Genomic DNA, 25,652 nt, shown 5'->3' on the forward strand with positions numbered 1-25,652 from the left:
ATGAAATACGGTATTCTGATGTGACAAAACCTGAATCCTGGTCGTTAAAGTGTTTGTTTGCACTCATATTTTAACTGTTAGGACTCAGGTTTTTTTATTTAAAGCAAACTATGGGACAGCAGTGGCGTCATGCTCCCTTTTTATACTGCTGAATAGCATTATTTTCGCTTTCTACGATTTAAAAAATCTTCGACTTGATCGGCTTTTTTCTCCACGATGACGCGATAAACCCATACAATCAATAACACCAATCCAATAAACCAAAGATAACGCATTACGCCGTATTGACTACCTTTGCCTTGCCAAATTTGTAATTCAATACTTTGAAACTCCACATTCCTTGACTCTAACAAACTCAGTTGACTGGTCATACTATTTGGATCATTGGCAGCATTGACTGAGAAAGGCGCACCGTCCATAACAAAGTTAAAATCTTGTCCTGCATCTAATGTTTCTAATCGTTCAATCTGATCAACACCTGCGTCCATTTGCATGAGATTGCTTGAGGTTTGTTGAATAGCGGCATTGTAGTTATCAATTTGAAATTTAACGGATACCTCACCACTGGTCATTGCCCTACCTTTGACCAACAAGACTGCACGATATGGGTTTTGATTGGATGTCGCCGTGTAATCCACTGCAAAATTTTTAGTGTTTAATGTATTTGTATCGCTTTGACTTTCACTGAGTAATTGTTGAATTTCTTCGGTACTTAACACCGCATGCTGGAACAAAATCTGCCCATACTCACCTGGTTTAGGCGCATGATCCTGCGAACCACAAGCTGCTATAAAAGTGACACAGCAGAACAATGCAATGCGCTTTAGATGACTTAATATCGAATTGATCATCATTTTTATTATTTCAACATATTATTTTATGCAGCTGATTTTAAATTAATTTCTGTTTGAATAATGGTACAGCCTTGCTGAGAATGAATTTTGAAATTTCCGCCTATCCGTTCTACACGCATTTTCATACTTCGCATCCCAATACTCATGCCATGATTTGAAACACTCTCAACATCGAAACCGACACCATCATCTTCAATGGTTAATAGCAATGCGCCATTTTCGAACTGTGACAGCGTGACATTGACATGATTTGCTTGGCTATGTTTCACAATATTGGTCAGGCTTTCTTCAATCACTCGTATTAAAGTCAGACACTGAATTGCCGTTGGTTTGATCGCCCACTGCGAAGGAATACACCATTTGGCATTCATTTCCACTTCATCCATCAACTGACTAAAGCGATGTCGAACAGGTGCGATCCAGAGCAAAGGTGAATTTGGCACTTTACTGTCTAAAGATGATCCACTATCAATAATTTGCCTTAAATCATCGCGCAATAATTTCAACATCGACAAGAACTGTCTATTTGGAATATTACTTTCACACTGATCAACCAAGATCATCGAGCGCACAATGGATGCGCCCAGACCATCATGCAGATCATGTGATAATTTAATCCGTTCCTGCAGGCGTACATTACTCAGTTCAAGCTGATGTTTATCATTCAAGCTACTACATAGTTCATCACTGACTTTCTGAACTTCAAATGCCAAATCATCATTATATTTTTCAATCTTCTGTATATTTCGATTAAGTCTCGCCCCCAAGATCACCACTATAAATAAGGTGATAATCGGTGAAGTAAAGGGTGATAAAGGTGTAAAATTTTCTTTTGGAAAGAGCACCAAGACTGTGATATCACCTATGACTATCACAATTATCGCAGTCAAACAGATTGCTAATAAAATATAGTCTCTTCTTCGTTCTTTGAAACTAATTTTACACAGATAGAGGTAAGTGATAAAAAAGAATGCACAATATAAAAAGAAAATAAGGCTCGAAATATCTGCATTTTGTTCGAATGGCCAGATACACACCACACCAATCAGTGCAGCAGTCAACATAGTAAATGACAGTTCTATTCGTGGAAACTTACGCCCAAGAAAGCGCAAGATATAGATACTAAAGCACTGAAAGTACAGCATTACAAATATCAGATTAGCTTTGGCAGAAAAAACCGAATCTGGGTATGGAAAGGTTTCAGTAGTCAGAGCATTACTGAGAAATAAAATCCACAACACTGTTGAAAGCGCAAACCAGCCAAAACTGGTATCACGAGGACGCATCAACCAAATGATAAAGCAAATTAGACCCAAGACCCCAGAAAGAAAAATATTTAATTGTAATATGGTTCGACGAGTCCAAGTGGCTTCTTCGGCCTGCTCTATTGTTGCCATGACATTGTTAAATTTCACCGGACCCAAGCCAGCATTTAGACTCGAGTAGCCATAAACATAGATCAAGGTTTCATTATGATCATGCTTGATTCCACTTATCGGTAAAATCCAATAGCGTGCAACATTCCAACTTTTAGAGACCGGTTCTTGAAGATTTTTATTGGTCCACAGCAAGTCGCCATTCAGAAAGACTGAACCCGTATTAATAATGTAATCAACATATAGTGCGATGGGTTCTGCCAAACGCGCATTATTTTTACAGTACCAAGACCAGTCTAATTTATACCAAGCACCACCTTGATAACCCTCCCAGTCTTTATCTTCTTTCCAACGGTCAGGTAATTGCGTGGTTTTCCATCCCGTTCTGGGTAATTCTTGATTGGATGGTGTCTTCACCCGTGAAATGCTATTCACAGTTACATTACATTGATCATTTACAGGGAAAACTTGCTCTGCATGACTCAAGCTCCCCCATACTAAACAGAGGATAAATAAGAAAAAATATCCTCCTTTACGCATTATAGAATACCCATAGATCTTGCTGTACTCACGGCTTTGGTACGTTTCGTTACGGCTAATTTGCGATAAATATGTTTAATATGGCTTTCTACCGTATAGCGTGAAACAAAAAGCTGTTCAGCAATCTCACGATTACTCAAACCTTGAGCAACCAAACATAAAATTTCTTTTTCACGACTGGTCAGCAGGTTTAAGTCTGCTTCATCGGCGACTGTTTGTTCTGGACTTGGTGCTTCAGTTTCGGATATTTGTTTTAGGATTTCTCGTGCAATAAATGGGTCAATCGGCGCCCCACCACGTAAAATACTCCGAATAGATAAAAGTACTTCAGCATCATCACGTTCTTTTAATACATAGCCTGTTGCGCCTGCTTTAATCGCAGCAAATAAGCTTTCTTGTGTACTCCATGCAGAGACAACCAAGATCATAGTATTACTTTCGAGGGAACGTATTTTTTCAATAATTTCGATACCACTTCCATCAGGCAAACCTAAGTCAACTAAGGCTAAGGATATCGGTTGGGTCTCTACGGCTTGAATAGATTCTTTAACATTTTTGGTGAAGATAAGCTCTTCCCGCTTATAACCCAGCTCTGTCAAAATTTGACGTAAACGTAATTGAATAATTTCCTCATCTTCAACGACGAGCACCGGTACGGGTAGTATGACTTCTTGTGGTGACATGATTTACTTCCCCCGAAAAAATGAAATGTCTTTTACATTAATGAGTTTAATCCTTTTAGGATATCCCTATAATTAAGTAAATTTCTTATTTTTTAACAATTTATTCTAATTCAATTGATGCAGCTATGATGCATTTTTCTTCTAATTTTAAATCCATTTAACATTACAATATGTGTATAGCCATCAGTCTGACTATACACTGCACTTAGCTTAAACTTGAGTGTGATTAGCTCAAATATTGCTTCTTCAGATATTTTACAATTTTTTCAGATTCAAAAAGTTCTACACCAGTATTAGGATCTTTCAAATATGGCACTTGAATATTGTTCCCCATGATTTTTAACACTTGTTCACGCTTGCCACCTTTCAGGGGTACATATTTACCAGGTCTTAAGCGCATTACCGCTAATCCCTGATCTTGCCAACGTTCCTTAGCCACATTATGAAAGATATATGCCAATTCCATTTCAGACAATGCGCTACGTACGATACGTGTATATGGACTCGCTTCAAAACCCCATAGTTCTAAGAGTTGAGTTGGTGCATCACGATGAATAACTTTACGCTGCACCCACACCCCTTGAGCCCCATTAATTAAAGTTCCAACATAGGCAACATACGGAATTTTAGGATAATTGGCATACTTCTTAGGAGTCTGACCTGTTTTGCCATAATGTTTAAATAAATGATGAATAATTTGCTGAGATTCGTACAAACGATCCCCAGTATTGTCATCCACCAAGAAAGGAAATTGTTGTTTTCCACCTAATTTCTGTACCTCTAAACGGTACTTTTTAGCCCCTTTGGGACATGGGTAGACCTCATAATCCAAATTGAGTGTGGTTAGTACTTCTCGTACACGACGACAATAGGGAGACCCTTCAAATTCGTACAGCTTAAGGGCTTTTTCAGGTTGTTTCGGATAAGGCGTCCCATTTGTACCTCGTCCGCCTTCTGCTACGCCTGAGAGCAACGCTTGCGCCACTTTTAATTGATGCAACAACATACTTTTTCCTTTCTTTTTTTATTTCGTATTTTTATACAACAGCCGAGAGTCCTCAGCTGATGTTTGTATTTTCTTTTTCACATTTATATCGTCGTGTATGAGCAAGAATTACGCTTTCATTCCACGACTAAAAATTCAAGTACGCTTATAGAACAACCAATTGCTCTTTTGAAACAACGATGCCGTTATTATCAGCATAGATAAAATCACCAGATTGAATGTTTACACCACCAAAACTCAATGGAATATCTGTTTCACCCACGCCTTTGCGGTTACTTTTTTGTGGAATTGCGGCCAAAGCATGCACACCTAAATCAAGTTCGGCAATCGCATCAACATCACGCACGCAGCCGTAAATAATGACGCCATTCCAATGATTCTTGACTGCAGATTCAGCAATCATATCGCCCATCAAGGCACAGCGCATCGAAGCGCCACCATCCACAACCAATACTTTACCCGTACCATCGGTTGCCAATAATTCTTTAACACGAGAGTTATCTTCAAAACATTTAACCGTCACCACCTGACCGCCAAAACTTTTTCGTGCACCATAACTTTGAAAGAATTTACCATCCAAAGACGGGATCACCACTTGTAATTCTTTGTCTGGATGATCATCAAGTAAATCACAGGTGACGAATGGAACTGTAGACACGGTATTTCCCTCATTTAATTGTTAGTATGCGTAAATTATCATAAATCTCGAACTTTTCAGTCTGAGTTTGTGCCGCCTCGACCATAGTATTAGCCACTTGCTGTGCTGTCACTGGCTTAAATTTGAAACGATCAGGTACAAAATGCGAAAAGCGCATATAAAGTTTCTGTGTCGCATCTTCTAAACGTCGAGATTCATGACGCTCACCAAGTAACAGCGAAGGTTTTAAAATCGAAAGTTGATTTAACTTTAAGGTTTTTAAATAATATTCCAATTCACCTTTGACTCGATTATAAAAAAACGCGGAATTGGCTTTTGCGCCCATTGCACTGACAATGATCAGATGTGTGTCTGTATATTCTAATAATTCAGCGAAATGTGCATTGATGCTAAAATCAATTTGATAAAAATGATCTTTAGACCCTGCTTTTTTAATCGTCGAGCCTAAACAACTAAAGGCATGACTATAATCTCGCACATCATCCTGAGTCAGGGAAAGAAAGTCACTGATCACCATTTGTTGAACTTTTGCCAGTCCATTCAGTTCATGATCACGCTGACGTACCACAGCAGTAATATTCTTACATCTTGCATTTTGACTGAGCTGACGAACCAATTCCCGCCCGACCAATCCTGTTGCTCCGATGACAATCGCATTCTCTATACTTTTAGTCATTTTTCATACAATCTCAATTACTTTAGACTAATCTAACGTTTTCTTTAAAATTTTTCTGCATCTAAAATGTTGTCAAAGCATGTCAAGACTTGACTTAAGCGCTTAGTTTAATCACAATATGGCACTTGTTTACGGGCTGGTGATAGTTCTTCTGATGTTGGTTTTCAGATGTAATTTCAGCCCGCCCAGACCAATCTATTTCAAGGAGTGCACGAGTGGCAAACTCTGCTCAAGCAAAAAAACGTGCTCGTCAAAACGTTAAAGCACGTCAACACAACGCAAGCTTACGTTCTATGGTTCGTACTTATCTTAAACGCACAGTAGCTGCTATTGCTGCTGGTGATTACGCTGTCGCTACAGAAGCTTACAAAAAAGCTGTTCCTGTAATCGACCGTATGGCTGATAAAGGCATCATCCATAAAAACAAAGCTGCTCGTCATAAGAGCCGTTTAAATGCACAAGTTAAAGCTTTAGCTAACTAATTTGTTGCGATGAAAAAAGCCCTTTTTAGGGCTTTTTTTGTGCCTATTGATTTTTAAAAGCAAAAAAATAAGGTCCTTATTGGACCTTATTTTCTATTTACAGATTATTTATTAATCAGTTTCATATTCGTCGCTGATAAATATGTCCATAATAAGTTTTTGCTTGCTGTCAAATTTGTCCAACGTTGATTGCCACCGTTGGTACAGCTATATCGAATTAAATCCGCACGGTTATTTTGCAAACGTCCCGTATTTAAATCCATGCATTGACCACTTTGACGAATCGTTGTAGTCGCAGGGTCCATGGTCCAAATTTGGTTGGTTTGGTTTAACACGCAACGTTCTAGCGTCACTTTAGCTGAACCACCGTTGCCTGTTATGCATTGATCTGGATTTGACTTACTGTGTATCCGACCAATGGCATCATATACCCACTGTTCAGTATCATCCGCCGTACAACCGCTTGGGCCACTGATGTATAAATTTAATGTTCCATCAGTTAAGGTTTCAGATTTCAAACAGTTGTTACCATTTTTGATCAATGTCGCCTGCTCGAACAAACCTTCTTGAGTGACTGAAAGCTTTTTCATAAATGCTTCGAGCGCGCTTTGCGCCTCAGGTACTTGATTGGTTAGGTCTTGTGCATATACATTCATCCAACGATTTAGTCGGTATGCTGTGTTTTGTTGCGACTCATAACGGGTTAATTGCTGACGCGCCACACTATTCATCAATGACTTGTCATTTTTATATGACTCATACAGCATTTTTTCAGTTGGATTTAGTGCAACAACAGCATTTGCAGCTTGCGCTTCCAAAGCACTTTCTAATTGAGGAAGTTCGATAGCACGCAATGCACTATAACCATGCTGACGCCCAATTTTGACAGCCGGCTTGATCGCTGTGCTGTAAACTGGAATATCAATATTTGCTAATAATTTGGCTTCTTCACCTGCTTTTTTACAATACAAATCAACTTTCTGTGGTTGATCTGCCAAAGCTAAATTGACATGCAGTTTATTGGCATTACTACCTAGTCGTACAGGTGCTAAAGCAATATTGTTGACTTTATTCGTGTATTGCACATTCAACCAACATGCAGCTTGGTCTAAGGCCGTATTGGCCGCCGTTAAATCATAAACATTACCCCAGTTTGAACGTGCCGCAGGATATAACAAACCGACTTGATTGACTGGATCATAGCCCCCTAAAATGGTAATGACAGGCTGACCAAAAACCCGTGGTCGTGGATAATTTTGATCTGCGTTATACCAAACCGGAGCCGTAGAATTTGGCATCTTCGGTTGAGCGACTTCCATTTCACGAGTGGTTTTGTTCCACTTTTTGTAGCCGGTAGGCGAAGTTTCATCCCAGACATAACGGTCAAAGTGTGGTTGAATTTTCAGGAATGTGCTGTAACCCGTATAGTGTGTGTAGCGTGATACATTACTATCAGGATACCCGCCGGACATGGCATCTTTTCCGTACGGGAACAAATTTTTAAAATTTGGGATACCATTCGCTCCATCCCACTTCCATGTCGCCGTCCATGATAGATTTCCGCGCATCATATTGCGATTGGCAATATAACCCCATCCACTGTCCGCATGATGTGCAGCCCAAAATAGATTGTCACCTACCTGACCAGGGTAATGTCCTAAACCATAGTGATGGCCAATTTCATGGCTAAATTCATTCCCTACAGAATCATAAAGCGTGAGCATGCCATTACCACCACTCAGTCCATGAGTATGCACACCATTGACATAGTTCCCCTTCGTATGATGGACAACTACTGTTTGGGTTAATTGTGGCTGACTTTGGTTGGCCATAGATGCACTGGTAATACCCCAGTTAGCAAGGTTTATACCAACACTAAAGGTTGATTTACCGACATCCTCACGCATGTCTCCTGCATAAACACCACCATCTCCGGCACTTTTACTGTCATAAATAACACCTGAAGATACCATTGCACGTGTTAACTGAATATCATCATATTGTGCAACCGTCATTTCTGCTGCAGGAATGGTTTGGAAATAATCGGTACCCGCTTTTTCAGGCTCAAGCAGCATATAGTGACCGGTAGAATTTGGCTTATCTGCCAACATACCAACACGGATATTATTTAAAACCAATTCACCTGGTGCAGCAAAATCGATTTTATCTTCAGCCAATTCACCGCTGACTTTATTTGCATCGATAAATTTTAATCTTAGACCGGGTTTAACTTCATCCCAATTGAGTTTCGTGGTCCACGCGCGTTTACTGTACCAAACATCTGGACGACCTCTTTGCCCACTCTGGTCTGAAACAGGCATTTGCGTCGGATCATCCAATGTCGCGGTACGAATTAAGCGGTTGTTTTGATAGATTTCTACTTTGAGTTGCTTGATGTTTTGCATATCAAGTGTTGGCGTCACGATAAGCAGCGCTTCTTTTTCACTGGTTAACCGTGGCATTTTCTTGGCTTCGTTCGCATTCGGATCGACGACATGACTTTGACCAAATTGAACTTGCGCGGAAAAGCTACCGACTAAATCATTACGTATTTCACGAACAGCATCATTGGCATCGTAGTCATAAAAACCAATGCTTGTTTCATCGACTATATCTTGGGTCGGTTCTGGATAACTGGCAGATGATGCAGTGCCACTTGAACTATCACCACCACCTCCGCCACCACAAGCAACTAACATTAATGACACAATACAAATTGATAATTTGTTATATGGAAAACCTATCACACTTTTCACTACTATTCCCCAATTAGCCACAAAAAAATCCAATTAAGAGACTTACATAAAATATATAAATCAATAAGTTACAACAAATATAATGCTATTTTCTTTTTATTAATCATTCAATTGCCGCGTTTTGTCACTTATTAACAATTCAAATTAAATCTAAATATTTAGTATTGGCTGAATCACGATTGCTGTGACAGGTACTTCACTTATCAACTAAAATTAAGGTGTAGTCCTTTAAATACAATCGTATATTCCCGACAAAAATTGTCAGGATATTTTTAGAAACTTTGTAAATAAAAATTTTTAGAAATGGTTTAATCCCATATATTTTTTATGGTATTTTAATTTTCATCCTAGGCAGCCATTGCTGTACAAATGAAAAGAGGGATAAAAATGTCGATTAACCAATTTTTGCCATCATTAGAAAAATTTGCAGAAGCAGAAAATCAATATATTGAATATTTTACATCTAAAGGTGAAAAAGACATTTTAGGTAAAGTCATTTCAAATATGAAATCGACCGCTGAGATTCAAGCCTCTCAAGGTGTAGACTCATGGTTAGCATATGGCGTGTACTTACCAGCTGTAGAACGTATCTTTGCACTGCATCAAGGGGAAACAGAAGCTGAATTTTTTGAACGCACACAATATCCAGCTGAACTCGTGCAAGCGTATAGCATTAAAGATCATGACATTGCGACTTTGATTGCCGCTGACAAATATAGTCGAATCCACCAACAGCACCTCCCAGTTAATACTAGCCGCTGGCCTTATAGTGACGACGGTTCAAGTATTGATTTAAATCAGTATCCTGCACGAATTAAAGCCAATATTTAATCTTTTATTTAATGAAATATTGAAGCAGATAAAAAAGGCATCCCGTACATGGATGCCTTTTTTAAATATTTTGTATGCGCAAAAATACTTAGAGTTGCTGCTCAGCCTGCTGAAATTCACGAATATTTAATTCATTTAGTTCTCCACGCCAAATCCATTTCAGTTTTGACTCAAGGAATACATCTCCTTCAAACCAAACAAATAAACCTTCCATCATTTTCGGCCAGTCTTCGCGTGTCACGATATTTTTACCTGAAATAATGGCAAGAATTGCAGCCAAAATCGTATCATGACTCACCGCTAGACTCAGACCATAATCATTGGTTGGATGAGTGTTGTAAATCAACTCCAAAACATCTACCACCCCATGAATGGGCTGTTTCATACCCGGCAAAGCATTATTCACAAAACTATTGATAAAGCCTAAAGCACCTTGCTTTTGAAAGTATGGTCCTGCTTTTTTAATATCGAGCACAAAACTTCCCGGCTCGACCAATAATCCTTGTTCAATGATCTCGATATGGTGGGTATTCGGTTCAATCGTGACATTATCTGCACCTTGAATCATCAATGCCGCCGTATCCACACAGCGCTGAATTGGACTCGAAATACAGTGCTGAATAACACGATCGGTATTTTCAACCAAATAGCTGCCCCACGCTTCGGCTAAATCTCGTCCTTGATGGGTCAGTTGCAAGTCATAACCGGCCAAGCCTTGTCCTTGTACAACTTCACGAATGGAATGACGTGTAAACAATGTTACAGGCGTCTTTTCATCCGGCAATAAGTCTATTGCTTTCAGCATACTAGGAGGGAGCAAATCTAGGGCCATAATTGACAGTTCTTAAATGCAGGAGATTTAACGGAGTGTGCTGACACTATAGCATGAACCCGATTTAGCTCAAGTTTTGTCAGGCATGTTTGCCAAAGCATTTAAGGCCAATTCTTTCATTTCGGCATTTTTAAATGCAATAAATCCACCATTTAATAAAGTCTTGCGCTGGTTATATAAAAAAGCGCGACCTTTAAAATCAACCAAACCACCACCAATACGCTCGATTAAACATTGTCCAGCGCTCGTATCCCATTCACAGGTAGGATGAAAACGCGGGTAAATATCCACTCGATCTTCTAACATCATACAAAACTTATATGCACTACCAGCATGGTAGGCCTGATAAGGACTAAGTTTTTCTAAAGCGTCTAGATAGTGCTTATAAATCGGCTTATTTTTAGCACTTTGACTCAAGCCAACGTGTACGACATTCTCTACAGAGGTTTGAACATATTCATACCATGTGGTTGACTGGCTATCATATTTCAGCGGCAGTCCCTCAAAGGGACAAATATATACGCTGTATTCCCCAGGGATCGCCAATATGGCAAAGGTAGTATTAGCACCCTCAACCAGACTCAGATTAATGGTAAATTCAGGTCTTTTATGTAAAAACTCTTTGGTACCATCCAAAGGATCAAGCAGCCAAAATTTTTGCCATTGCATACGTTCAGACTTGTCACCTTCCTCTGACAATAAAGGCAAGCTAGAAACTTTAGATAATGCTTGGGTAATATAGCTATTTGCACGAAAGTCAGCTTGCGTTACAGGTGAATCATCACTTTTACGTTCCACATCAAAATCTGCACCTGAGCAATAACGCTGATATTCTTCTCGCAAAATTTCGCAAGCTTGTGTCACAATGGGAACCAACTGCAAAATCAGTGGGTCTTGCGGTGCTGTTGTTGTTTTAAACATAGAATACCTTTATATGCCAAATTACTCAGAAAAGCCGACGATCATTTTCGATATGGACGGTACTTTACTCGATCTTGCTTATGATGATTTCATTTGGAATGAGCTGCTGCCAATTCGTTATGCTGAACAGCATCAATGCTCACTCGAACAAAGCAAGCAAACGCTATTTAGTTTTTATCAACAGCATAATCATACCCTAAAATGGTACTCCTCTCGCTTTTGGACGTCACAAGTTGGCGTTGATGTTTTGGCAATGCAAATAGAACAAAAAGCCAAAGTAGCCAAACGCGAAGGCTGCATTAAGCTGCTTACCTATCTAAAAGAAAATGGCTATCCTATTTGGCTTGCGACCAATGCCGACTTTGCAGGCTTACAATTCAAACTCGAAGAAACCGGTCTTCGTGATTATTTTGATGTTATCGTCAGTTCAGAAACTCTCGGTCATGCCAAAGAGTTTATTGAGTTTTGGCAAATATTAGCAAGCAAACACCCCTTCTATGCAAAAAACTGTTACTTCATTGATGACACAGAAAAAGTGCTCAATGGTGCAAAACTTTTTGGGATTGAACAGCTCTATTCGATTCAGCAACCTTCATCTGCCAAAGCGCCTCGCGAGACTTGCAATTACCCAATGCTGTCCGCATTAACAGATTTAATCCCTATTTTAGAAGCTCAAACGACTGAGCAAGCCGAGGAACAGAAAAAATATGCGTAAATCAAATCTAGCCGAAGATGCGGTTGGTATGCGTATAGACAAATGGTTGTGGGCTGCACGTTTTTTTAAAACACGCTCTATTGCCAAAAATGCGATTGAAGGCGGTAAAGTTCATCATAATGGCGAACGCGTTAAAGTTTCTCGTGAAGTTCGTGTAGGCATGGAATTAACCATTGCCCAAGGCCTTGAGAAAAAAACCGTGGTGGTGAAAGCACTGTCGGATGTTCGTGGGCCTGCCCCCACCGCTCAGCTGCTTTATGATGAAACTGAGGTCAGTATTGCAAAACGGGAATTGCTCGCATCCCAAAGAAAGTTGCATAATCTAGCTCGGCCAGATCATCGACCAAGTAAAAAAGATCGTCGAGATATTGGTAAATTTAAAAGAGAAAATGATCAACAGTTTGACCAGCAATGGTCTTATAATGATGATTAAGTTAAAGCGTCACAACATGTCGCACCTGTTGTGATTTTCATAGAACAAAAGGATGATTTCTGTCACTATACCCTCGTGGAACAGATCTAAACTGAATACATCCACTTGAGTATATTGTTTCGTGACATCGTATTGAGGTTGTAAGATGGATGATAATAAAAGCAAGGCGTTAAATGCGGCCTTAAGCCAAATTGAAAAGCAGTTTGGTAAAAACACCGTTATGCGTCTTGGTGATAATACCGTGCAGGCAGTTGAAGCTGTCTCTACAGGTTCTTTAACATTAGATATCGCACTAGGTATTGGTGGTTTGCCTAAAGGTCGTATCGTAGAAATCTACGGTCCTGAATCTTCTGGTAAAACGACTATGACATTACAAGCTATTGCACAATGTCAGAAAGCTGGCGGTACTTGTGCATTCATCGATGCTGAACATGCATTAGACCCTCAATACGCACGTAAACTTGGCGTAGATATTGATAACTTACTTGTTTCACAGCCAGACAATGGTGAACAAGCACTTGAAATTGCAGACATGCTGGTACGTTCAGGTGCCATTGACCTGATCGTTGTCGACTCTGTAGCTGCACTGACCCCTCGCGCCGAAATTGAAGGCGAAATGGGTGACTCACACATGGGCTTACAAGCTCGCCTGATGAGCCAAGCACTGCGTAAAATTACCGGTAATGCGAAACGTTCGAACTGTATGGTGATCTTCATTAACCAAATCCGTATGAAGATTGGTGTAATGTTTGGTAGCCCAGAAACCACAACTGGTGGTAATGCACTTAAATTCTATGCATCTGTACGTTTAGATATCCGCCGTATTGGTCAAGTGAAAGAAGGCGACGAAATCATTGGTTCAGAAACCAAAGTGAAAGTTGTGAAAAACAAAATGGCTCCTCCATTCCGTGAAGCGATTTTCCAAATTCTTTATGGTAAAGGCGTGAACCATTTAGGTGAGCTTGTTGACCTCGCTGTACAACAAGAAATTGTTCAAAAAGCAGGTGCTTGGTATTCATACCAAGGTGACAAGATTGGGCAAGGTAAAAACAATACCATTCGCCACTTAGAAGAACACCCTGAACTTGTGCAAACTATCGAAAAACTGATTCGTGAACAACTTCTGACTACGGGTACAGCACCTGTAGAAGACAAAGACGAAGAAGAACCAGACTTTTTAGATGCTTAATTACAGCATACTTTAATAGCAGACGAAACGCCCTACGGGGCGTTTTGTTTTGCACTCAAAATTTGTATTAAAATGACCCCATGACTAAAGACCATTTTCCACTCTTGCTTGATTATGAAGCACTGAAACAACAGTTTGCAGAAGCTGAAGAAACTACCTGCGTAAATCATGCTGCACAAACTGACATTCCGAATGACAATGCTTCGGTGATCGATCACACTGCATTGCATTTTGATGCCAATGGTAAAGATGTTCATACTGAAAAAAAACCAGGTCTGCGCGGCTCTCATTTACGCTCCTACGCCTTTGCAGTACTCACACGTAAAGAATACTCAAAAGCGGATTTAATCGAGAAGTTAGCACTGTATGCGGATAGTCGCGAAGAAGTCATACACTTGGTGGAAGAACTCGCACGTGAGAACTATCAAAGCGATCAGCGTGTAGCAGAAATGCTGTTGTCGAGTCAAAAACGCAAAGGTAAAGGCCCCAACCGTATAAAGCTTGCTTTAAAAAATAAAAAAGTAGACAGTGAGTTAATTCAGGATGAATTAAAAGAAACAGATTGGGTCGCTGAAGCTTACCAGCTCAAGATCAAAAAATTTGGCAAAGCTGTTGAACGTGATCCAAAACAAAAAGCCAAACAAATACGTTTTTTACAATATCGAGGCTTTGATCTCGATACGATTTTTAAAGTGATTTCACGTAAAGAATTTGATGCCGAATAACAAAGATATAGATCTAAATGAAGAATTAATAAAACTAAAATAAAGAAGAATCTGGGATTGAAAAATGAGAGGAAGTCTAATTTATTATTATTGAAACTGGTGGCAACCCTACCAGCAAGACTTCGGCACATCATATTTCTACTACCGTTGCTACCTTCCGGTCCTGGCGGGGTTTGTAGAGTACAATTGCGAAGTAACCGGCAGGGCTACCATTGCAAGAACAGAGTATAGAGATTTTTGATAAACATGCAAGACTAAAACCAAGAATTCCTGAGTAGAAAACACTGTTTGATTATTTATAAATCAATATGATGGTCGATGATGTAGAAAACGTGAAACATCATCACTATATTTTTACTTTAATACACAACAAGATTGTAAAAGCTTATTGCAATTCAGAACTTTGGCGTTTTTAATGTGCTTATCGTTTTATCTAAAGCAGTCTGTAATAAAACTATTCAATACGGACATGCTTGCAACTACATGGAATTTTTATGATGTTTAAACAGCATGTATTGTGTGCCCTTACATTGACTTGCTCAGGTACGCTATTTGCCAATATTCCAATCGAATCTCGCGGTTTGAGTGGCGCAGATAATGGCACTGTGTATACAGCAAATAATACAGCCATTCAAACAGGTGCTGGCTCTACACCTACGCCAACCAATTTAAATTGGCAGCTTATGCAGAAGAACCAACAGCTTGAAAATGAATTGCGTAGCTTACGCGGTAAAATGGAAGAGCAAGACAATATTATCGAACAATTAAAAAGTGAACTTACAAACCGCTATGCAGATTTAGATCAACGTTTAGAGCTACTCCAACAAAAAGTAGATCCGAGTGAAGACACAGAGGCTGCGGAGGATAACCAACAAGGTACTGCACCCAGTAGCAGCTAATATAGCCCCTACACCAGCTAAACAACCTACGACCCAAGCAACATTAAGCTCATCTGCAAAACAACCTGTAAATGCAGGTGGTGACTCACTTGAGCTTGAGAAAGCAGCTTATACCGTTGCTTTAGATGCATATAGACAAGGTGGTGCGAAAAAAGCCATTGCACCAATGAAAAACTTTATTAAGAATAATCCTAATAGCGTCTACATTAGCAATGCATATTTTTGGTTAGCTGAGTTCAACCTTGCTGTTGAACCGACCAACTACGCAGAAGCGAAAAAGAACTATAGTATCGTGGTAGATCAATACCCTGAGTCGACCCGCGCGCCTAGAGCGTTATATCAACTGTATAGCATTGCAAAAGACGTCGATCGAAATAGCAGTTTAGCAACGCAGCTCAAAACCAAGCTTACCCAAAAATATCCAAAATCTGAAGAAGCAGGCTTTGTTAAAAAATAGTCCTATTTTTAACGCAAAAAAAAGACACCTTATAAGGTGTCTTTTTTTATTCGCAGCATTTAGCGTACGATACCGCGCTTAGACTGCTCAAGTGAGTCGATCAACAATTGCGCTTCTGCCACTTCAGGCAAAATTTCAGTACGAATACGTTCAATCGCTTCATTCGTCGTTAATCCATCTTTATAGATCAATTTAAAGGATTCACGTAAACCTTGAATCACATTTTTAGACCAACCTTTACGACGCATTCCTTCAATGTTCATGGCAAAAGCATGGGCTGGATTACCAGATACCATGACATAAGCAGGTACATCTTTCAAAATAAGAGATGCACCACCAATCATACTGTAAGAATCGATTTTACAGAATTGATGAATACCAGAGTTACCACCTACGATGACATAATCACCAATGTGGACATGACCTGCAACGCCGACGTTATTAGCAAAGATATTATGATCACCTACCACACAGTCATGTGCAATATGTGTATTCACCATCAATAAATTATGACTACCAACTTTAGTTAGACCCTGATCTTGAACAGTACCACGGTGTAAACTACAGTGTTCACGAATCGAGTTGTGATCCCCGATTTCTAACCACGTTTCTTCACCAGCATATTTCAAGTCTTGGCAGACTTCACCAACACTGGCAAATTGAAAAATTTCGTTATGTTGACCAATACGGGTATAACCACCCACCACAATATGTGAATGCAGTTTAGTACCCGCTCCAATTGTGACATTAGGACCAATAATACAATATGGTCCAATTTGCACATCCGGAGCAATTACTGCTGATGAGTCAATAATGGCGGTAGGATGAATTAATTCGTTATTGCTCATGCTGTCTCTGTTTTCTGATGCGAAACCATAATTTCCGCGGTTGCTGCGACTACGCCATCTACAGTGGCAACACAATTATATTTGTAAATGCCACGCTTTTGCATCACTAATTCTGATTTTAATACAAGTTGATCGCCTGCAACGACTTGTTTTTTAAATCGGACCTTTTCTGCACCAGCAAATAAGAACAACGAACCCGCTGAAGGTTTCTCATTATTCATGATGAAACCTAAGATACCCGACACTTGCGCCAATGCTTCAACAATCAGCACACCCGGCATAATTGGGTATTCAGGGAAATGGCCTTGTAAAAATTCTTCGTTAATCGTTACATTTTTATAGCCTACAATCCCGTTGTCAGTCACTTCAACAACACGATCAACCAATAAAAACGGATAACGATGTGGCAAATATTCACGAATAGTCTGAATAGTCATTGGTAATTCAGGTTTTGTGAAAGCTGGGGTATTCGACTCTGTCATCATAATTATTTACGCAATTTAAATGTTGATTCAAGGGACTCAATTTGAGACTGCATATGATCAAGTCGTTTGACCAATTGGGTCAATGGCACATCTGCTAATTGTTTAAAGCGGATTGCTGCCTTTTTCCAAGAACCACTTTCAAGCATTGGCGTACCTGAAGAATAACTTCCAGCAACGGAAATACTTTTTGTGACCATTGACATACCGGTAATTGTCACATTATCTGCAATATTAATATGACCTACGATACCAACAGCCCCTGCTAGCACACAATTTTTGCCAATAGTTGTACTACCTGCAATGCCACATTTCGCTGCCATTGCCGTATTTGCACCCACTTTGACGTTATGCGCGATTTGCACAAGGTTATCAATAATGACACCATCTTCCAAAATTGTGTCATCTAAAGCACCACGGTCGATACTACAATTTGAACCAATACGCACATCATTCCCGATGCGTACAGAACCTAATTGAGCAATACGATGCCATTTCCCTTGATAAGGCGCAAAACCAAACCCTTCACCACCGATCACCGTATTTGCATGGATACGTACACGATCACCTAACTTAGCTTCACCAGTAATCGTCACATGCGAATCGATAAAACAATCTTTACCAATTTCAACACCATGATCAATCTTCACTTGTGATTCAATTCGAGTTCCTTCACCCACCACGCTATTCGCACCAATCACCACATAATGCCCAATATAAGCAGTATCAGAAATGATTGCAGAAGGATGAATTTGGGCAGTACTTTCAATTCCTTTTTCTACAGATTTTTTTTCAAAAACATGCGTCAGAATAGCGAAAGCCAGATACGGATTTGGTACAACAATAAAGTTTTGCTGTGAAGGGATTTGTGACTGCATGTCTGCAGTCACAATCAGCGCACCAGCCTGAGACTGTTGAGCTTCATTCAGATATTTATCTGCGTTTAAAAATGCAAGCTGATGCGGTTGAGCACTCTCTAAACTTGCCATTCCACTGAATTGCAAGTCTAGCTGGCCAATACATTGACCTTGAACAAGTTGAGCAAGCTTTTCTAAACTGAATTTTTGAGAATTCATTGATTATTTAATTGCATTAACCTTTTGAATCATTTTATCAGTTAAATCAAACTTAGGGTCATACGCAAGTGTTGAATTTTTATTCAAAACAACATCTAACTTATTTTCTGTGCGCAATTGTTCTGCAACTTGCTTAATTCGAGTATCCATCGTGCGATTTAAGGACTGAATATTCCCTTGAACCGAAGCTTGAACTTTTTGCTGTAAATCAGTCAGCTCTTTGAGTTTAGTTTGATACTGTTGACCCATTTGCTGCTTTTGCGCAGCAGTCAACTTATCACCACCTTGCTGAGCTTTCTGTTGCATTGCTTCCAGCTCTTTTGCTAGTGATTCAATTTTAGTGGTTTGTGGTTTCAACTGCTGTTGAATTTGAGCATTTTGTTGTTTTAGATAAGTGCTTTGATCCACCACCTTTTCTAAATCAACCACACCGTAACCTGCTGCATGTACCACAGCAGAACATGACATACCCAATACCGCCAAACCAGTAAATAATTTATTCATCTTATCAACCTGTAATTTTGTTATTCCCAGAAGGGTCGTACTTAGAAGGTACGACCAATCTCGAATTGAATTTCTTTTGTTTCATCGCCAGCTTTGTCATTAAGCGGGAATGCATAACTCAGTGAAATTGGACCAATCATCGTGATCCAAGTAAAGCCTGCACCAACGCTATAACGCATATTGTTCATATCAAAGCCGTAGTTATCTTTACAGTATTGACGGTCTTCACTAGATTTAGGAACGTCACATTGGGTATCAAATACTTGTGCGCCTTCAGCAAATAATACTGGACGAACTTGACGCGCCCAATCGCCTTTAAATGGCACAGGTAAAGCTAATTCAGTACCAAATTGAATTAAAGCATTACCACCGACTTCTTCTGGGTCATAATCTTTTTCACCACGAGCATCATAATAGACACCGTCATATTTTGGACCTAAGGTGCTGTTGTCATAACCACGTACCGAACCAAAACCACCTGCATAGAAGTTTTTATAGAACGGTAAATCATTACCATAACCCAACTTACCATAGCCACGGAGCACAAAGTCTTTACCTAGTGGGAAATAAGCTTGTGCATCGTAAGTGACTTTTTGATACTCAACATCACTACCTGGTAAAGCAATTTCAGTATTTACGCGATGCGACATACCTGATGTTGGGAATACAGGACGGTTAAGCGTGTTATACGACCAACCTAGGTTTAAGTTATAGGTTAAAAACTTTCCTTCAAACGCACTTTCGTAATCATTATTAACTATGTTCGCTTCAGGACATGTCCATTCAAGATTGCTAGGATCAGGATTTACAATTGAACATGTATTAAATGAATTAGAATCAATGGTTTTACCACCATTTGCCTTCAAATAATCACGCACATATGTAGATACATACTCACCTGTTGTTACCTTGGTTTGATCTACATTTAAACCCATACTGATACTTTGGTTTTCATCGATCGGATAACCGAAGTTAATACCACCACCAAAACTATCAGTAACGTAGTTGTTAACGTTATAGTCATCATCTAACTTGGTTTTACGGTAGTACATGTTATAACCACGACGTACACCATCAATAGTAAAGTACGGGTCAGTTACACTGAGGTTATAGTAATCTTGAGTCTCTGAACGAGACAAATCGATAGAAACCGCATTACCTGTACCCAAGAAGTTGGTTTGACTCAAACCTGCTTGGAAAGTCACACCGCCACTTTGTGAGAAACCAACAGCTAAAGTACTTGTACCCGAATGCTGCTCTTCAACATTCACATTTAAATCAATTTGATCTGGCGTGCCCGGAATACGTGCAGGCTTAACATCAACGGTTTTAAAGAAACCAGTACGTTCTAAACGCACTTTAGACAAATCAATTTTTTCGTTACTTGCTAATGCACCTTCCATTTGACGCATTTCACGACGAAGAACTTCATCAGCTGTTTTCGAGTTACCTGTGAAATTAATACGGCGAACTGTGACTTGCTGCCCCGGATTCACATAGTAATTTAAATCAACCAATTTGGTGTCTTTATTGATTTCAGGAACAATGTTCACTTCTGCAAAGTAGTAACCTGCGTTACCGTATTTACGAAGTAAAAGCTGTTTCACACCATTCACTTTTTCTTGTGAATATAAATCGCCATCTTTATAAAGTTTTAAAGCGTTTAAATCAGTTTGCGTATAAAGCGTATCACCTAAGAAATGGGTTTCACCAAACTTAAATTGTTCGCCTTCATCCACCGAAACTTCGATAAAGACATGTTTTTTATCTTCACTCAAATTCAGACTTGAATTGGTAATGTTGAAGTTGATGTAACCTTTGTTGAGATACATCGCACGTAAAGCTTCTAAACTCGCAGCCATCTTTTCACGTGCGTAGCGGTCATTACGAGAAATGATCGAGTTCCAACCACTTTCTTTTAATGCAAAAATTTGTTTAATTTCGCTTTCTTTAAAGACCGTATTACCAATGATATTGATATCAAATACTTTGGCAGATTGACCTTCTTCAAACTCGATTAAGACATTGACACGGTTATTCGGTTGAGCGGTTGTAATAACTTTGACATCAGCATCATAGCGACCTTGCTGCATGTACTGTTGTTCTAATTCAGTTTCAACCGTTTGCAAAGATGATTTCTTTAAAACCTCACCTTCGGACAGACCCATTTTCTTTAAGCCTTCTTCCAAGGCTTCTTTAGGAATAAGTTTATTGCCTTTTAGCTCAACTTTAGAAATAACTGGACGTTCAACCACTGTATATACAAGGGTATTACCGACTTGTGAAGACTTCACATCATCAAACAAACCCGATGCAAACATGCTACGAATTGAGTTTGAAATGATTTGATCATTGACACGATCACCAGCGGAGAATGGGATCATTCCGGCTACATTGTCAGGAGTTAAACGCACTAAGCCATCAACACGAATATCTTGTACTACAAAATCATCTGCTGCATATACTTGTTGTGCTACGGCCATAGCACTAACCAGTGCCAATGGCATAAATAAATGTTTGTGCTGCATGCCAGTCTTTTCCGCTGTTAATTTATTTCGTATAACGTTCTTATAAACGCATAATGTCATTGAATAGAGCCAGTAGCATCATGCTACCCAGCAATACCATACCAATTTTTAATCCAACCAATTGTATTTGTTCAGAAACAGGTTTACCACGAATTAATTCAATAAAATAGTAAATTAAATGACCGCCATCGAGCATAGGAATCGGTAGTAAATTTAAAATACCTAAACTCACACTCATCAGTGCCATAAATGAAATGAAGGTTTGCCACCCCATTTCGGCACTTTGTCCAGCCACTTTCGCAATGGTAATCGGACCAGATAAATTATCCAAACCCACCAAACCACGCACCATTTTTACAATAGAATTCAGGATCATACTAGAGATTTGACCTGTTTTTTCTACCGCTTTTCCCATCGCCTCTACAGGCGTGTATTGAATGGTTTGTTTGTATTCGGCTGGAATATTGACTTTACCCGGATCGCTTTGTACACCTAAAAGCCCTGTGACTTTACCCATTTGGTCATGCTTACCTTGCGGCATCACGTTTAAATGCACAATTTTATTTTGTCGTAAAACATCAATTTTAAGTAACTTTTCTGGAGAAGCTTGTACAACTTGTACAACATCAAACCAGTCTTTCATTTTTACGCCATCAATCGAAACAATTCGATCACCCACTTGCATCCCTTGGCGAATCGCTGCGCCATCTTCACTGAGTTTTGAAACCACTGCAGGAATTTCAGGACGATATGGCGTAAAACCAAGAACATCGAGTGGTGACTGAGTTTGATCGCGCAAAAAACTCTGAATTGGTAAACTGAAGTTTTGAATTTGCCCTGCACGTTCAGCTTGAATTTGAATGTTGCCAGTTTCACCCACACGATCAACCAAGGCATAATTCAAGCGCTCCCAAGTGGATACTTGAGTACCATCTACGGCAGTAATTTTATCACCAGACTGCATTTGCGCAGCCGCTGCTGGTGTATTTGGTAAAATTTTACCTACGCGCGTATTCAGCTGTTCCTGTGCAGGTAAAAATAAAATCCAAAACAACACCACAGCAAAAGCCAAGTTGATGAGTGGCCCTGCCGCAACAATTGCAATACGCTTCCAAGGGTGTTGTCGGTTAAATGCTTTTGGTAAGTCTTCTGCTGCGACATCACCTTCTCGTTCATCCAACATTTTGACATAACCACCGAGTGGTAATGCAGACAGTTGATATTGAATACCCGACTTCTTTGACGTCCACTTAAGTAGTGTTGGGCCAAAACCAATCGAATACACCAAAACCTTTACGCCCAGTTTACGTGCAACGAAATAATGCCCAAATTCATGAATCGCTATCAGCGGTCCAAGTAGCAATATTGCTGCAATAATCATAAACAAGGCATTCATGTCTTAACTTCCTGAATTCAATACTGCTTTTTCAGCAACCATACGTGCCGATTTATCTGCATGCAAAATAACATCAATATTATTTGCAGCTGAGTTTTCAACTTGCCCCAACACATGTTCCACAATTTGCGGGATTTGAGTAAAGCCAATTTTCTCATGCAAAAATGCTGCCACGGCGATTTCATTGGCTGCATTTAAAATCGTAGGAGCTAAGCCCCCAGCCTTCATGGCTTGACGTGCTAATTTTAGTGCTGGGAATCGCTGTATATCAGGCTGTTCAAAGTTTAACTGTGAATGAACAAATAAATCTAATGGAGGCACATGTGTTTGAATACGCTTTGGCCACGCTAATGCATGAGCGATAGGCGTACACATATCAGGATTTCCCATTTGTGCCAAAGTCGAACCATCTACATATTGAACCATTGAATGAATGATACTCTGTGGATGGACAACAACTGTTACAAATTGTTCTTCAACTGCAAAAAGATGACAGGCTTCGATTAATTCCAAGCCTTTATTCATTAGCGTTGCAGAATCAACTGAAATTTTTTGCCCCATCGACCAATTTGGATGCTTACAGGCTTGGGCCGGCGTTACACTTTGCAATTGTTCTAAACTATGATGTAAAAATGGACCACCAGAAGCGGTAAGTAAAATTTGTTTGACACCTAGCTTTGGCTGACCATGACGCTCACCTTGTAGATAAGTTTCAGGTAAGCATTGGAAGATTGCATTGTGTTCAGAATCGACTGGCAGCAACAAAGCATTATTTTCACGTGCGGTCTGAATCATGATGTCACCCGACATCACCAGCGCTTCTTTATTTGCAAGCAACACGCGTTTACCTGCTTTCGCAGCAGCCAATGTAGGTAGCAACCCTGCCGCACCAACAATAGCTGCCATGACCACATCAACCTGTGGATGTTCTGCTACTGCGATTAATCCTTCTTCATCATGCAGGATTTCAATATCAGTTAATTTTTCAGCTACGAGTAATTGGCGCAGTTCATCCACTTTATTGAATGGAACAACTGCGATTTTCGGTCGATATTGTTTGCATATTTCGACAAGTTCTACAATTCGGCTATGTGCAGTGACTGCAAAAACTGAATACTCTTCGGGGTGCTGTTGCAGAATCTTTAAAGTACTTTGACCAATGGATCCTGTTACACCCAATATACAAACAGATTGTGACATCTATAAATCTACGCCAATTAATTTTAAAACATACATACCTGCTGCAAAGATAGGTGCTGCAGCAAGCAACGAGTCAATACGATCCAGCACACCACCATGTCCGGGAAGAATACGACCAGAATCTTTGATCCCTGCACGACGCTTGATCATCGATTCAAATAAATCACCAAGTACTGAACTAAATACTGTTATTACTGAAAGTATTAAAAATAAAATATGTTCAGCGATGCTTAAATCAAGATAAATAATTTCAACAACAATAACAATTAGCATTGCAGTGAATAGACCGCCATATAAACCTTCGATCGATTTATTTGGGCTCACATCTGGTGCAAGTTTTTTCTTACCAAATTTACGTCCCACGAAGTATGCACCACTGTCTGCACCCCATACCAACAGGAACAGATACATGAGCCACCACGGTGAGTTCATCCACACAGAAAAAATAGCAGTTACCGCAGCAGGAACTAAGACTAAACCAATACCACTCAGACTCGGGTTATACCAGTTATCGTAATCAGGATAAGACTTCACCCAATAGACACTTAAGATCCAAGTAAAGATCGAAGCCGCCCAAAGCAGTAATGCAACATCTGTAAAATGCAATGCTAGTGCTGAAAGAATAGCAGTGACTAGACCATAGCCCCAAGCGAAAGGTTTAATCACATTTTGTGTATTCCGCGGCATGAGTTTGAACCACTCATAACCCGCGACAGCTGATGCAATAATCATCAGCACAAGCATTGGGTATTTAGACTCGGTTGCAAACATGCAACTCAGTACAACTGAAACCAGTACCAATGCGGTTATTATCCGCTCTAACATTTATTTATTCTCAAACTGCTCTTGTTGAATCTGCTCTGAAGTCTTACCAAAACGACGTTCACGACCACCAAATACCGCTAGTGCGTCGTCAAATTCTTCAATGGTAAATTCGGGCCATAATGTCTGGGTAAAATAAAGTTCTGCATACGCAGCTTGCCAAAGCAAGAAGTTCGAGAGACGGAAATCACCACCTGTACGAATTAACAAATCTACCGGAGGTAGATCACTTAAACTGACATATTGACCAAAGACTTCAGCATCCACTGCTTCAAGATTTATTTTGTTAGTTAAAACATCTGCTGCGATTTTTTTTGCAGCCTGTGTCATATCCCACATACCACCGTAACTAATTGCAATAGTTAAAGTCATGCTGTCGAAATTAGCAGTCCTTTGTTCAGCTTGCAACATTAAGTCACGTAAGTTAGGAGATAAGCGAGAACGATCACCAATAAAACGTAGGGAAATGTTAAATTTTTCCATGCGTGGCAACTGTTCATGAATGGTTTCTTCAAGAAGAGCCATCAACAAATCAACCTCAAACTGAGGACGATTCCAATTTTCACTCGAAAAAGCAAAAACCGTCAGTGCTTGGATATTTCTTTTACGACAATGTTCAACGATGGGATCTAGGATGTCCTTTCCAGAACGATGCCCTTCACCTTTTTGCATTTGATTTTTTTTGGCAAAACGATTATTGCCATCCATAATGATGGCAACATGTTTTGGAAGACGGGAAGTTTCTTCAGATGAGGTCATTAAA

General features: G+C 39.7%; 24 protein-coding genes, 1 other RNA gene and 1 pseudogene. 7 read left to right on the forward strand and 19 right to left on the reverse strand.

What is annotated here, in order from left to right:
* Positions 1-158: 158 nt before the first annotated feature.
* The 6 genes from FTV03_RS08995 to FTV03_RS09020 all read right to left on the reverse strand — a co-directional run bounded on the left by FTV03_RS08995 (position 159) and on the right by FTV03_RS09020 (position 5,793).
* A complete protein-coding gene (locus tag FTV03_RS08995) occupies positions 159-854 on the reverse strand; it encodes a hypothetical protein (RefSeq protein WP_180041092.1) in 696 nt (231 codons plus the stop codon).
* Positions 855-877: 23 nt separating this feature from the next.
* On the reverse strand, positions 878-2,716 hold the full coding sequence (locus tag FTV03_RS09000; protein ID WP_306669778.1) for an ATP-binding protein: 1,839 nt from the start codon (positions 2,714-2,716) through the stop codon (positions 878-880).
* 53 nt (positions 2,717-2,769) lie between these two features.
* Positions 2,770-3,453: a response regulator transcription factor gene (locus FTV03_RS09005; RefSeq protein WP_180041095.1), complete on the reverse strand. Its 684-nt coding sequence runs from the start codon at positions 3,451-3,453 to the stop codon at positions 2,770-2,772.
* 226 nt (positions 3,454-3,679) lie between these two features.
* Positions 3,680-4,459 carry a glutathione S-transferase N-terminal domain-containing protein gene (locus FTV03_RS09010; RefSeq protein ID WP_180041097.1) on the reverse strand — a complete coding sequence of 260 codons (780 nt, stop codon included), beginning with the start codon at positions 4,457-4,459 and terminating at the stop codon, positions 3,680-3,682.
* 145 nt (positions 4,460-4,604) lie between these two features.
* Complete coding sequence (rraA, locus tag FTV03_RS09015; RefSeq protein WP_180023800.1) at positions 4,605-5,117, reverse strand: ribonuclease E activity regulator RraA; 513 nt, start codon at positions 5,115-5,117, stop codon at positions 4,605-4,607.
* A gap of 10 nt (positions 5,118-5,127) precedes the next feature.
* A complete protein-coding gene (locus FTV03_RS09020; protein ID WP_180041099.1) occupies positions 5,128-5,793 on the reverse strand; it encodes an NAD(P)H-binding protein in 666 nt (221 codons plus the stop codon).
* 215 nt (positions 5,794-6,008) lie between these two features.
* Between FTV03_RS09020 and rpsT the strand changes: the two genes are divergently transcribed.
* Positions 6,009-6,275: a 30S ribosomal protein S20 gene (rpsT, locus tag FTV03_RS09025; RefSeq protein ID WP_078188707.1), complete on the forward strand. Its 267-nt coding sequence runs from the start codon at positions 6,009-6,011 to the stop codon at positions 6,273-6,275.
* 104 nt (positions 6,276-6,379) lie between these two features.
* Here rpsT and FTV03_RS09030 read toward each other — a convergent pair whose 3' ends face one another.
* Positions 6,380-8,974 carry a M66 family metalloprotease gene (locus FTV03_RS09030; protein WP_180041101.1) on the reverse strand — a complete coding sequence of 865 codons (2,595 nt, stop codon included), beginning with the start codon at positions 8,972-8,974 and terminating at the stop codon, positions 6,380-6,382.
* Between the two features lie 444 nt (positions 8,975-9,418).
* Here FTV03_RS09030 and FTV03_RS09035 point away from each other — a divergent pair, with 444 nt between their 5' ends.
* Positions 9,419-9,862, forward strand: a complete 444-nt coding sequence (locus tag FTV03_RS09035; RefSeq protein WP_078193520.1) for a hypothetical protein — start codon at positions 9,419-9,421, stop codon at positions 9,860-9,862.
* A gap of 88 nt (positions 9,863-9,950) precedes the next feature.
* On the opposite strand, the gene FTV03_RS09040 is transcribed toward FTV03_RS09035, so the two are convergent.
* Both FTV03_RS09040 and FTV03_RS09045 read right to left on the reverse strand, forming a co-directional pair.
* Positions 9,951-10,694, reverse strand: coding sequence for a histidine phosphatase family protein (locus FTV03_RS09040; RefSeq protein ID WP_078188709.1), 744 nt, complete (start codon positions 10,692-10,694; stop codon positions 9,951-9,953).
* A 69-nt stretch (positions 10,695-10,763) separates the two neighbouring features.
* On the reverse strand, positions 10,764-11,615 hold the full coding sequence (locus FTV03_RS09045) for a 3'(2'),5'-bisphosphate nucleotidase CysQ (RefSeq protein WP_180007775.1): 852 nt from the start codon (positions 11,613-11,615) through the stop codon (positions 10,764-10,766).
* Positions 11,616-11,628: 13 nt separating this feature from the next.
* Here FTV03_RS09045 and FTV03_RS09050 point away from each other — a divergent pair, with 13 nt between their 5' ends.
* The 4 genes from FTV03_RS09050 to FTV03_RS09065 all read left to right on the forward strand — a co-directional run bounded on the left by FTV03_RS09050 (position 11,629) and on the right by FTV03_RS09065 (position 14,677).
* A complete protein-coding gene (locus FTV03_RS09050; protein WP_180007774.1) occupies positions 11,629-12,330 on the forward strand; it encodes an HAD-IA family hydrolase in 702 nt (233 codons plus the stop codon).
* Positions 12,323-12,763, forward strand: coding sequence for an RNA-binding S4 domain-containing protein (locus tag FTV03_RS09055; protein WP_168377604.1), 441 nt, complete (start codon positions 12,323-12,325; stop codon positions 12,761-12,763). The genes FTV03_RS09050 and FTV03_RS09055 overlap by 8 nt, the downstream gene beginning before the upstream one ends.
* Before the next feature lie 145 nt (positions 12,764-12,908).
* Positions 12,909-13,952, forward strand: a complete 1,044-nt coding sequence (gene recA / locus FTV03_RS09060; RefSeq protein ID WP_078193524.1) for a recombinase RecA — start codon at positions 12,909-12,911, stop codon at positions 13,950-13,952.
* 80 nt (positions 13,953-14,032) lie between these two features.
* Positions 14,033-14,677, forward strand: a complete 645-nt coding sequence (locus FTV03_RS09065; protein ID WP_180041103.1) for a regulatory protein RecX — start codon at positions 14,033-14,035, stop codon at positions 14,675-14,677.
* Positions 14,678-14,783: 106 nt separating this feature from the next.
* On the opposite strand, the gene ffs is transcribed toward FTV03_RS09065, so the two are convergent.
* Positions 14,784-14,880: signal recognition particle sRNA small type (gene ffs / locus FTV03_RS09070), an RNA gene on the reverse strand.
* A gap of 291 nt (positions 14,881-15,171) precedes the next feature.
* Here ffs and FTV03_RS09075 point away from each other — a divergent pair.
* Positions 15,172-16,033: pseudogene (locus FTV03_RS09075) on the forward strand (YbgF trimerization domain-containing protein).
* A 59-nt stretch (positions 16,034-16,092) separates the two neighbouring features.
* Here the strand turns inward: FTV03_RS09075 and lpxA are convergent.
* Genes lpxA through uppS form a run of 9 tightly spaced genes read right to left on the reverse strand, consistent with a single transcriptional unit; the run spans position 16,093 to position 25,648 of the window.
* Complete coding sequence (gene lpxA, locus FTV03_RS09080) at positions 16,093-16,881, reverse strand: acyl-ACP--UDP-N-acetylglucosamine O-acyltransferase (RefSeq protein WP_180041105.1); 789 nt, start codon at positions 16,879-16,881, stop codon at positions 16,093-16,095.
* Entirely contained in the window at positions 16,878-17,363 is a 486-nt protein-coding gene (fabZ, locus tag FTV03_RS09085) for a 3-hydroxyacyl-ACP dehydratase FabZ (protein WP_171263789.1), read from the reverse strand. Before fabZ ends, lpxA begins: the two co-directional genes overlap by 4 nt.
* Before the next feature lie 5 nt (positions 17,364-17,368).
* On the reverse strand, positions 17,369-18,439 hold the full coding sequence (gene lpxD, locus FTV03_RS09090) for a UDP-3-O-(3-hydroxymyristoyl)glucosamine N-acyltransferase (RefSeq protein WP_180041107.1): 1,071 nt from the start codon (positions 18,437-18,439) through the stop codon (positions 17,369-17,371).
* Positions 18,440-18,442: 3 nt separating this feature from the next.
* Positions 18,443-18,943, reverse strand: a complete 501-nt coding sequence (locus FTV03_RS09095) for an OmpH family outer membrane protein (RefSeq protein ID WP_180041109.1) — start codon at positions 18,941-18,943, stop codon at positions 18,443-18,445.
* A gap of 41 nt (positions 18,944-18,984) precedes the next feature.
* On the reverse strand, positions 18,985-21,531 hold the full coding sequence (bamA, locus tag FTV03_RS09100; RefSeq protein WP_373685138.1) for an outer membrane protein assembly factor BamA: 2,547 nt from the start codon (positions 21,529-21,531) through the stop codon (positions 18,985-18,987).
* The gene (gene rseP, locus FTV03_RS09105; RefSeq protein ID WP_180007769.1) at positions 21,512-22,867 is read right to left on the reverse strand and encodes an RIP metalloprotease RseP; all 1,356 of its coding nucleotides are present in this window, start codon (positions 22,865-22,867) and stop codon (positions 21,512-21,514) included. Before rseP ends, bamA begins: the two co-directional genes overlap by 20 nt.
* Positions 22,868-22,870: 3 nt before the next feature.
* A complete protein-coding gene (gene ispC / locus FTV03_RS09110; RefSeq protein ID WP_180007768.1) occupies positions 22,871-24,067 on the reverse strand; it encodes a 1-deoxy-D-xylulose-5-phosphate reductoisomerase in 1,197 nt (398 codons plus the stop codon).
* Positions 24,068-24,892, reverse strand: a complete 825-nt coding sequence (locus FTV03_RS09115) for a CDP-archaeol synthase (RefSeq protein WP_078193533.1) — start codon at positions 24,890-24,892, stop codon at positions 24,068-24,070.
* Positions 24,893-25,648 carry a polyprenyl diphosphate synthase gene (gene uppS, locus FTV03_RS09120; protein ID WP_180041113.1) on the reverse strand — a complete coding sequence of 252 codons (756 nt, stop codon included), beginning with the start codon at positions 25,646-25,648 and terminating at the stop codon, positions 24,893-24,895.
* Positions 25,649-25,652: the final 4 nt, after the last annotated feature.

Source organism: Acinetobacter sp. YH12218, from assembly GCF_013417925.1.
GTDB lineage: Bacteria > Pseudomonadota > Gammaproteobacteria > Pseudomonadales > Moraxellaceae > Acinetobacter > Acinetobacter amyesii.

Excerpts from the sequence above, each read along its gene's own strand:
- fabZ (WP_171263789.1), bottom strand. The coding sequence starts at position 17,363 with ATGACAGAGTCGAATACCCCAGCTTTCACAAAACCTGAATTACCAATG.
- lpxD (WP_180041107.1), bottom strand. The coding sequence starts at position 18,439 with ATGAATTCTCAAAAATTCAGTTTAGAAAAGCTTGCTCAACTTGTTCAA.
- uppS (WP_180041113.1), bottom strand. The coding sequence starts at position 25,648 with ATGACCTCATCTGAAGAAACTTCCCGTCTTCCAAAACATGTTGCCATC.
- FTV03_RS09050 (WP_180007774.1), top strand. The coding sequence starts at position 11,629 with ATGCCAAATTACTCAGAAAAGCCGACGATCATTTTCGATATGGACGGT.
- FTV03_RS09065 (WP_180041103.1), top strand. The coding sequence starts at position 14,033 with ATGACTAAAGACCATTTTCCACTCTTGCTTGATTATGAAGCACTGAAA.
- ispC (WP_180007768.1), bottom strand. The coding sequence starts at position 24,067 with ATGTCACAATCTGTTTGTATATTGGGTGTAACAGGATCCATTGGTCAA.
- recA (WP_078193524.1), top strand. The coding sequence starts at position 12,909 with ATGGATGATAATAAAAGCAAGGCGTTAAATGCGGCCTTAAGCCAAATT.
- bamA (WP_373685138.1), bottom strand. The coding sequence starts at position 21,531 with ATGACATTATGCGTTTATAAGAACGTTATACGAAATAAATTAACAGCG.
- lpxA (WP_180041105.1), bottom strand. The coding sequence starts at position 16,881 with ATGAGCAATAACGAATTAATTCATCCTACCGCCATTATTGACTCATCA.
- FTV03_RS09115 (WP_078193533.1), bottom strand. The coding sequence starts at position 24,892 with ATGTTAGAGCGGATAATAACCGCATTGGTACTGGTTTCAGTTGTACTG.
- FTV03_RS09055 (WP_168377604.1), top strand. The coding sequence starts at position 12,323 with ATGCGTAAATCAAATCTAGCCGAAGATGCGGTTGGTATGCGTATAGAC.
- FTV03_RS09035 (WP_078193520.1), top strand. The coding sequence starts at position 9,419 with ATGTCGATTAACCAATTTTTGCCATCATTAGAAAAATTTGCAGAAGCA.
- FTV03_RS09020 (WP_180041099.1), bottom strand. The coding sequence starts at position 5,793 with ATGACTAAAAGTATAGAGAATGCGATTGTCATCGGAGCAACAGGATTG.
- FTV03_RS09095 (WP_180041109.1), bottom strand. The coding sequence starts at position 18,943 with ATGAATAAATTATTTACTGGTTTGGCGGTATTGGGTATGTCATGTTCT.
- FTV03_RS09045 (WP_180007775.1), bottom strand. The coding sequence starts at position 11,615 with ATGTTTAAAACAACAACAGCACCGCAAGACCCACTGATTTTGCAGTTG.
- FTV03_RS09040 (WP_078188709.1), bottom strand. The coding sequence starts at position 10,694 with ATGGCCCTAGATTTGCTCCCTCCTAGTATGCTGAAAGCAATAGACTTA.
- FTV03_RS09005 (WP_180041095.1), bottom strand. The coding sequence starts at position 3,453 with ATGTCACCACAAGAAGTCATACTACCCGTACCGGTGCTCGTCGTTGAA.
- rseP (WP_180007769.1), bottom strand. The coding sequence starts at position 22,867 with ATGAATGCCTTGTTTATGATTATTGCAGCAATATTGCTACTTGGACCG.
- FTV03_RS08995 (WP_180041092.1), bottom strand. The coding sequence starts at position 854 with ATGATGATCAATTCGATATTAAGTCATCTAAAGCGCATTGCATTGTTC.
- FTV03_RS09010 (WP_180041097.1), bottom strand. The coding sequence starts at position 4,459 with ATGTTGTTGCATCAATTAAAAGTGGCGCAAGCGTTGCTCTCAGGCGTA.
- FTV03_RS09030 (WP_180041101.1), bottom strand. The coding sequence starts at position 8,974 with ATGTTAGTTGCTTGTGGTGGCGGAGGTGGTGGTGATAGTTCAAGTGGC.